The sequence below is a fragment of the Alcanivorax sp. HI0083 genome, assembly GCF_001635175.1.
On the sequence record NZ_LWFX01001107.1, the window covers coordinates 1 to 8,033 of the forward strand.

At 60.0% G+C, this 8,033-nt stretch carries 6 protein-coding genes; 2 read left to right on the top strand and 4 right to left on the bottom strand.

Annotation, left to right across the window (positions count from 1 at the left end):
• On the top strand, positions 1 to 1,979 hold a 1,979-nt coding region (locus tag A3754_RS15160), incomplete at its 5' end, for a 3'-5' exonuclease (protein WP_197468676.1).
• A gap of 169 nt (positions 1,980 to 2,148) precedes the next feature.
• Entirely contained in the window at positions 2,149 to 4,086 is a 1,938-nt protein-coding gene (gene recD, locus A3754_RS15165; RefSeq protein ID WP_063520370.1) for an exodeoxyribonuclease V subunit alpha, read from the top strand.
• Between the two features lie 128 nt (positions 4,087 to 4,214).
• On the opposite strand, the gene A3754_RS15170 is transcribed toward recD, so the two are convergent.
• The 4 genes from A3754_RS15170 to A3754_RS15185 form a co-directional block, all read right to left on the bottom strand.
• Entirely contained in the window at positions 4,215 to 5,321 is a 1,107-nt protein-coding gene (locus A3754_RS15170; protein WP_063520371.1) for an OmpA family protein, read from the bottom strand.
• A gap of 205 nt (positions 5,322 to 5,526) precedes the next feature.
• Positions 5,527 to 5,850: a YdbL family protein gene (locus tag A3754_RS15175; RefSeq protein ID WP_063520372.1), complete on the bottom strand. Its 324-nt coding sequence runs from the start codon at positions 5,848 to 5,850 to the stop codon at positions 5,527 to 5,529.
• A gap of 12 nt (positions 5,851 to 5,862) precedes the next feature.
• The gene (locus A3754_RS15180) at positions 5,863 to 6,057 is read right to left on the bottom strand and encodes a YnbE family lipoprotein (protein WP_063520373.1); all 195 of its coding nucleotides are present in this window, start codon (positions 6,055 to 6,057) and stop codon (positions 5,863 to 5,865) included.
• Positions 6,054 to 8,033, bottom strand: a 1,980-nt coding sequence (locus A3754_RS15185; protein ID WP_063520374.1) for a YdbH domain-containing protein, incomplete at its 5' end; no start/stop codon positions are given. The genes A3754_RS15180 and A3754_RS15185, both read right to left, overlap by 4 nt.

Sequence of the window (8,033 nt, forward strand, 5' to 3'; positions counted from 1 at the left end):
GCGAAATTGCCCATCTGCTTAACGGTGCCGTAAAAGGCGTCACCGGCTTCCGGAAAGCCGGCAGCTTCCGGCCCCTGCATCCCAACGACATTGCCATCCTGGTTCGCGACCGCACCGAAGCCAAAGCCATCCGCGATGCGCTGATGGAACGGCAGGTACGCAGCGTTTATCTGTCCGATCAGGATTCCGTGTTTGCCCAGCCGGAAGCCCATGACCTGCTGCTGATCCTGCACGCCTGCGCCACCCCGGAATCCGACACCCGGGTGCGCAGCGCCCTGGCCTGCGCGGTTCTGGACCTGGCCTACGCGGAACTGGATGCCCTCAATCAGGATGAAGTGCGCTGGGAAGAAACCGTGGAGCAGTTTCACGGTTATCGCCAGCAATGGCAGAGCCAGGGCGTGCTGCCCATGCTGCGCAACCTGCTGATGGATTTTCATGTGCCCGCCCGGCTCAGCCAGAGCCTGGACGGCGAACGGGCCCTGACCAACCTGCTGCATCTGGCCGAACTGTTGCAGCAGGCCGCCACCCAGCTGGATGGCGAACAGTCATTGATCCGTTATCTGGAAGATACCGTTGAGGAAGGTCGTAGCAGCAGCAAGGAAAGTATCCTGCGTCTGGAAAGCGACGACGACCGGGTCAAAGTGATCACCATCCACAAATCCAAGGGCCTGGAATACCCGCTGGTGTACCTGCCCTTTATCTGCAGCTTCCGCCCGGCGGACAAGAACAAGCCGCCGCTGCGCTACCACGAAAACGATCATCTCAATGTGTCGCTGGAACCGGACGACACGGTGGAAAACAAGGCAGACCATGAACGGCTCGCCGAAGACATGCGCCTGCTCTACGTGGCTCTGACCCGCGCCTGCCATACCTGCACCCTGGGAATCGCGCCCTATATCAAGGGCCGCGGCAAGCAGAACCAGCTGGAGAAAAGCGCCATCGGCCGCTTGCTGTTCGGCAACGGTGTGGCCAACGACGGCCTGCGTACCGCGCTGGCACCGGTAGCCCATGATGCGGTCACCATTATCAACGCGCCGGACAGCAACCCGGAATGCTATCAACCCAAAGCCGAATCGCGGACCCTGCGCACGCCGCTGATTCCTGTGGCGCGTCAACGGCAACCCTGGTGGATTGCCAGCTACAGTGCGCTCAAACAGGTACAGGAAACCCTGGCCCCGGCGGATCCGCGCGGCGATCAACTGGCCGAGCAGCAGGATGACACCGTTGTCGATGATGCCGAGCCCCTGCCAGACAGCATCCACGCCTTCCCCCGTGGCGCCGCACCGGGCACCCTGCTCCACGATGTGCTCGAGCATGCAGCCAACCAGCGGTTCACAGAGACCCTGGCCGCCCCGGCCGAGTTTGAAACCAGCGTGGAAGAAAAACTGCAGGCCCGGGGCTGGCAGGATTTTGCGGGCGTGATTCGCCACTGGTGGAAGCAGGCGGTGACCACCGCCCTGCCGCTTGAGAGCGACAAGATCGCCCTCAACACCCTGCACACCTATGTGCCGGAACTGGAATTTGTGTTCCCCGCCCACCAGGTGAAAGTGGCCGAGATGGACACCCTGATCCGCCAGCACATCCACCCCACACACCCGCGCCCACGACTGGAAGCCGATACCCTGAACGGCATGCTCAAGGGCTTTATCGATCTGGTGTTCGAACACGACGGCAAGTACTACGTGCTCGACTACAAATCCAACTGGCTCGGCGTGGATGACAGCGCCTACACCCTGGACGCCATGACCCACGCGGTGCTGGAAAAACGCTATGAAGTGCAATACGTCCTTTACCTGCTGGCCCTGCACCGCCTGCTGAAAAGCCGCCTGGCGGATTATGATCCCGACCAGCACCTTGGCGGCGCCGTCTATGTGTTCCTGCGCGGCTTGCAAGGGCCGGCGGCAGGCACCGTGTTTGATCGGCCGGCGACCGGGTTGATTGAAACGCTGGATGAGATGTTTGAAGGAAGGGAGAGTTAAAAGTTGAAAGTTGAAAGTTCAAAAGCGCGAACACGCTCTTGCGTCACTGAAATGCCGTGCCCGCGCACCACAACACACAAATCGCGGCGAAGAACCTGCTCGGCTGGCTCAGGTCTTTCCCGCGTTTCAACTTTCAACTTTCAACTTTCAACTCGGTTGGGGGCTACCCATGCAAACTGACCTGTTCTCCGCCCTCACCTGGGAAGACGCTCTTCTCCTGCTGCGCGACAACAACCTGCTGCGCGACCTGGACGTGGCCATTGCCCGCTTCCTCAACCAGCAATGTCCGCAGGCCAGCTACGAAGTGCTGCTGCTCGCCGCCTTCACCAGCAATCAACAGGCCAGCGGCCATCTGTGTCTGGATCTGAAAAACCGGGAGCTGGCCACCCAGCTGTGGGGCACCAGCCCACCGCCGGAACTGGTGACCCTGCTGCCCGGCAAGCCGGACGACTGGCTGCGTGATCTGCAACAGAGTCCACTGGTCAGTCAGAATGGCAGCACGCCGCTGGTGCTGGATGGCAGCCGCCTTTATCTGCGCCGCAACTGGGACCGGGAAGTGGCGGTGGCTGAGGCCATTGGCCAGCGACTGGCCACCGTCAGCCCCTTGCCTGCCGAGCGTCTGCGCGACGCCCTGGCCCGGTTATTCCCGAACGCCGGCGACCAAACCGACTGGCAACAAGTGGCCTGCGCCCTGGCCAGCCGCAGCGGTATCGGCATCATCACCGGCGGCCCCGGTACCGGCAAAACCACCACCGTGGTGCGCCTGCTGGGGCTGCTGCAAAGCCTGGCCATGGCGGACAACCAGCGTCTGCGTATCCGTCTCGCCGCCCCCACCGGCAAGGCGGCGGCGCGGCTCACCGAGTCCATCGGCGAACAGGTGCAACAACTGGACGTGGACGTCGCGGTACGCGACGCCATTCCCACAGACGTGACCACCCTGCACCGCCTGCTCGGTACCCGCCCGGACAGCCGCCACTTCCGTCACCACGCTGACAATCCGCTGCACGCGGATCTGGTGGTGGTGGATGAAGCCAGCATGATCGACATGGACATGATGGCCAGCCTGCTGGAAGCCCTGAGCCCACACACCCGGCTGATCCTGCTGGGCGACAAGGACCAGCTGGCCAGCGTGGAAGCCGGCGCGGTGATGGGCGACCTGTGTCGCCATGCCCACCAGGGGCGCTATCAACAACGCACCATCGATTTCATCAAAGACACCTGTGGCGCCGACATCAGCGACTACCGGGAAACCGAGCAGGCCCCGGGCAATGCCTTGGCCCAGCAGACCGCCATGCTGCGCACAAACTGGCGCTCCAAGGACAGCCCCGGTATTGGCGAGCTGGCCCGGGCCGTGAACGAGGAAAACCTGCCCCAGGTGCGCAAGGCGTTTCAACACTATGGCGACAGCCTGCATCGCCATCCCCTGCGCAGCGATGACCGGCAACTGGAAACCCTGCTGCTCAACGGCAGCGGCTATCAGGAAGGTCTACGTGCGCTGTTTCAGGCGGTGGCGACACCACCAGCGCAACGGCCAGCATTCGATGACTGGGCCGCCGGACTGCTCAAGCAACTCACCCACCAGCAACTGCTCAGTGGTTTGCGCAGCGGGCCATTCGGGGTGGAACAGTTAAACCAGCGCATCACCCGCCACCTGCAACAACAGGACCTGGCCCCGGAACGGGAATGGTATCCGGGCCGCCCGGTGATGATGACCCGCAACGATTATCAACTGGGGTTGATGAATGGCGATGTGGGGCTGACCCTGCCATTACTTGAGGAGAAACACGGCAAGACGGAACGGTTGTTAAGAGTGGCCTTCCAGTTGCCGGACGGGCGCATCAAATGGGTACTGCCCAGCCGCCTGGACGGGGTGGAAACCGTCTATGCCATGACGGTGCACAAATCCCAGGGCTCGGAATTCCGGCATACCCTGCTGGTACTGCCGGACGCTCCCCACCCGCTGCTCACCCGGGAACTGATCTATACCGCCGTCACCCGCGCCCGGGACCGTTTCACTCTGCTGGAATTCGGCAAACCGGCGGTGCTGGACAGCGCCGTGAAGAAACGCACCTGGCGGGCGTCGGGATTGGCAGAGCGGTTGAGTTGAAAGTGTAAAGTTAAAAGCGCGGCGGGCGCATAGCGTGTTGCCTGTTGCGTGACGCGTGTTGCAGCCGCAGAGCGGCATAAAAAAACGGGATGCCGAAGCATCCCGTTTTTTGTTTCACCATCTTGCGTTTATTTGAACTGCGCTTCTTTCTCTTCAGTTTCCACAATGATGTCAGCACGACGGTTCTTGGCACGACCGTCAGCAGTGCTGTTGTCGGCCACGGGTTTGCTCTCACCGAAACCTTCCGTGGTGATCTTGTCGGCACCAACCGAGTAGTCTTTCATCAGGCGATCCTTCACTGACTGGGCACGGCGCTCGGACAGGCCCTGGTTGTAGTCTGCCGGGCCAGTGCTGTCAGCATGGCCTTCCACACGGATGCGCCCTTGCTCGCCGGCATTCAAGCGATCCGCCACACCTTTGATTTCATCGCTGAACTGACCCTGAATGGTGTCGCGATCAAAGCCGAAGTAGATCACCGAGGTTTCCCGATTCTGCATGGACTCGTAGACCTGACAGCCGTCCGCATCCACTACTGCACCAGAAGCAGTGTTCGGGCAACGGTCCTTGTCGTCGTTAACACCATCGCCATCGCTGTCACCAGTCACCACTTCCGCGGGGGTTGCAGCAACCACTTCATCGTCACTGCTGCCACCGTCGTCATCGCTGATACCAAAGGCCAGATTAACGCCGGCATAAACCTGGCCTTCCCAGTATTCCCGATCCTGGCTGTAAGCCTGACGGGTACCCAGATCCAGAATCACATGCTTGAAGAACGCGCGCTGCACACCCAGCTCCACACCGGTCATCAGCTCGTCGTTATCGTCACTGTTGGGATTATTCAGGCTTTCAATCAGCTGCTCACCCACATTGATGCCGGCATAGGGTTCGAAACCCAACAGGCCGTGATCATCAAAGTGGTAACGCCCACTGACATAATAGTTTTTCATGTCCAGGCGGCGACCGGAGTTGTACTTGCTCTCCGCGTCACCGTCCACTTCTTCATACCAGCCCTGAACGGACCAGTTGGGGGCAAAGCGCCAACCGAGCTGAGCACCATAAAACGGCACATCATCCAGGCCATCGCCACCGTTACCAATCACATCATTGTCGTAAAAAGTGTAGTAGCTGGCGTGCCCACCAATGTAGCCGTATTGGTCTGGAACATTTTCTCCAGCGAAAGCAAAAGGACTCATCAGCAGCGGCACCGCGGCCGTCATACGCAAAAATGTTTTCATGGCAGATTCCTTTCCCGTTGTTTCTGAATTTCTTCAGGAATTTAAACACCGGAAAGGAAAACAAGCAGCCACTTAAACAGGTATCAGGGGGTTAATTTACTTAAATTTAACCCCTATACTATCAATGGTTTACATAAATATAGCCCAAAATAATGAGTTGGAACTTCCATCCCAATACTTTGGTAGAAAAAATATTTTTACAGCATTATTTTTCCACCCACTGACCATCAGGTGTTTTCACATATTGCCCGGTCGCGGTCTTGTCGATGGCTTTTTGCCCGGCCAGCCTGGCCACCTGATCAAGCGTGATACCGTTTTGTTTGGCAATACGCTCATAGGCATCGCGACGCTTCTGATTAATCTCTGCTGCAAGCTCAACGGCGGCAGGTGTTGCCTTCACAACGCCCAGGTAGCCATCAGTCTGCTCACCGACCAGCCCCTGGCTTTTCGCCGCATCCAGATCCAGCGCAAACGCCGCCATGCTCAGCAGCAGGGTCAGGGTGGCAATCATGGTCTTTACAATTTTCATTGTCCCTACTCCTTAAAACAGGTCGCTTTCTTCACTGAATAATTGATCGATATCCTTTTCCACTTTCAAACGGATTTCATGATTGATCTTCACGTTCAGATTAATGGTGATGGGTTCTTCCGGTGCTTTCAGGGCCACCGTGGGCGTGCAAGCCGCCAACAGCCACCCGGCCAGCAACACCGTGCCCAGCCCGAGTTGTTTCATCATCGATTCTCCGTACGCAGTTGTTCAGTGATTTCATCGCCAATGCGCAAGCTGCGCATCAACGCCAACACGTTTTCCCGGTGTGTGTAGTTAAACACTACCGGCAGATTTTTTCTTTGCGGGTTTATCCCTTTAATGGTGATCGCCGCATCCAGCCAACCCACTTTATCCATGGCCATGCGCGCCTGGAAATCACTGATCAACAGGGTGCTGAGGCTGTCGAGCGCCAACTTCACTGCCTGATTGGAATCGGGCATTGCCTGCACGCTGGACGACGCAGGAATAATCAAGGATAGCGGCTCTTCGTTGGCCAGCCGCCCTTCTTCAATCGCCAGGAAATCCGCGCCCAGCTGTAGCGGCACATAACCGCCGATTCGACCGGACAGCGAGACCGGAGGAGGATTCTGTAGCGCCGCGACCTGAGCCAGATCAATGCGGCTTATCACCACAGGTTGAGGCCGCGCGGAGGGCCAGTCCAGTGCCGGAGAGCGCAAGTAGCCACCCAGCAAATCGGCACGGACATCGGTAAATTGCCATTGCGACAGGTCGCTATTCACCGTGAGCGCCAGATCAGTGATCGGCGTGCCGATATCCAGGGTGTCCACGGTCACGGGTCCGGTGCTGCTGAGCTGCACGTCGCCGTTATCGTATTCACCATGGATCACCCCGGCAGCGCCACGGGCCGTCACGCTGCCCCAGTCCAGGTCCGCACCGGTAAGCGTGATATCGCCTGAGGCTTTAAGCGTCTGCCGCCATTGCCAGCGGCCTTTGCCTTCCAGCTGACCTTGCCGTGGAGTGGCATCCAGGCCCACCCCCATGGCAGGCACCAACGCGCTGCGCATGGTCAGAGTGCCACTCGCCCCACCGTTTTTCTCAAGCGCACCACTGGCCCGCAATTCGCTTTGCCACTCGCTGACGGTTAACCGACCCTGAACCTGTTCACCTTTCATCGTCGCCGTCCCCGAAATCGGCGGCAGGCGCCAGCGGGCGGCCAGCAAACCACCGCCATGAATGGCCACAGTGCCGGTAATGCCCTGTCCATTGATCTGCAACGGACCCGTTGCACGCAGCGATACCGGCCGGATCAGGGCCTGCCCGATAAGCCCCTCGGAAATTGACGCCTGGCTCCCTGCCGCCACGCTGACCGTGCCATCCACCAACGACCAGGGGGCCTTGACCGTTACCTGCCCACCACGCTCAAACTGCGGCAAGGTGGTGCTCGCCTGGAGCGTACCGGCCCAGCCGGCGTCGGACTGGGCAAAAGCCAGGGTGCCGTCGAGTGGGTAACCGGACATGTTGCCAGTCACCTTGGCCTCGGCACCATACGGGGCCTGCTGCAAGGTACTTACCGGCATCAGGAAAGCCAGCCGATCATTCCCTTGCCGCGCCGTGAGCCTAATGGGGTCCCCCTCCAGCCCATGGCTGCCGACAGCGCCCTGCCACTCCCCTTGCACTTGGTAGCCCTGCCATTGCCCGCGCAGCACCAGATCACCGGCCCACTGCCAATCAACTTGACTCGCGCCTTCGGCCGCCGCCAGCTGCCACCGAACCTGGCTGGAACCGGTTTTTATATTCAAACCGTCGTAGCCCAACCGCAGCGGCAGATCGGTCCGGCCGGAACGGGCCATGGGTATCTGCAGTGGCTCCTGCCACTGCGCGGTGAGATTTTGCGGCAAGCTCAGCGACGCCGGCTCAAGCACCAGCACACGATCCTGCCAATGAAAGTCCACCTGACCGCCCAGGCTGTCGCCCTGCAACCGCAACGTCCCCCGGCCCTGTTCAAGCCCTGCCGGGATTGTTACCTCGCTGTCGCTGTGAGCCTGCAATGTCACCTTGCCCGGCGGGCCTGCCAATTGCAGCGCGGCACTGGCCTGAACCAATGCTACGCCGCTGCCCGCCACAGCGAGGGGCTCTGCGGCGGTCAGTTGCCAGTCATTGTTCAGCGCCAATGGTTGTGCCAGATCCGCCTGCAACTGCCA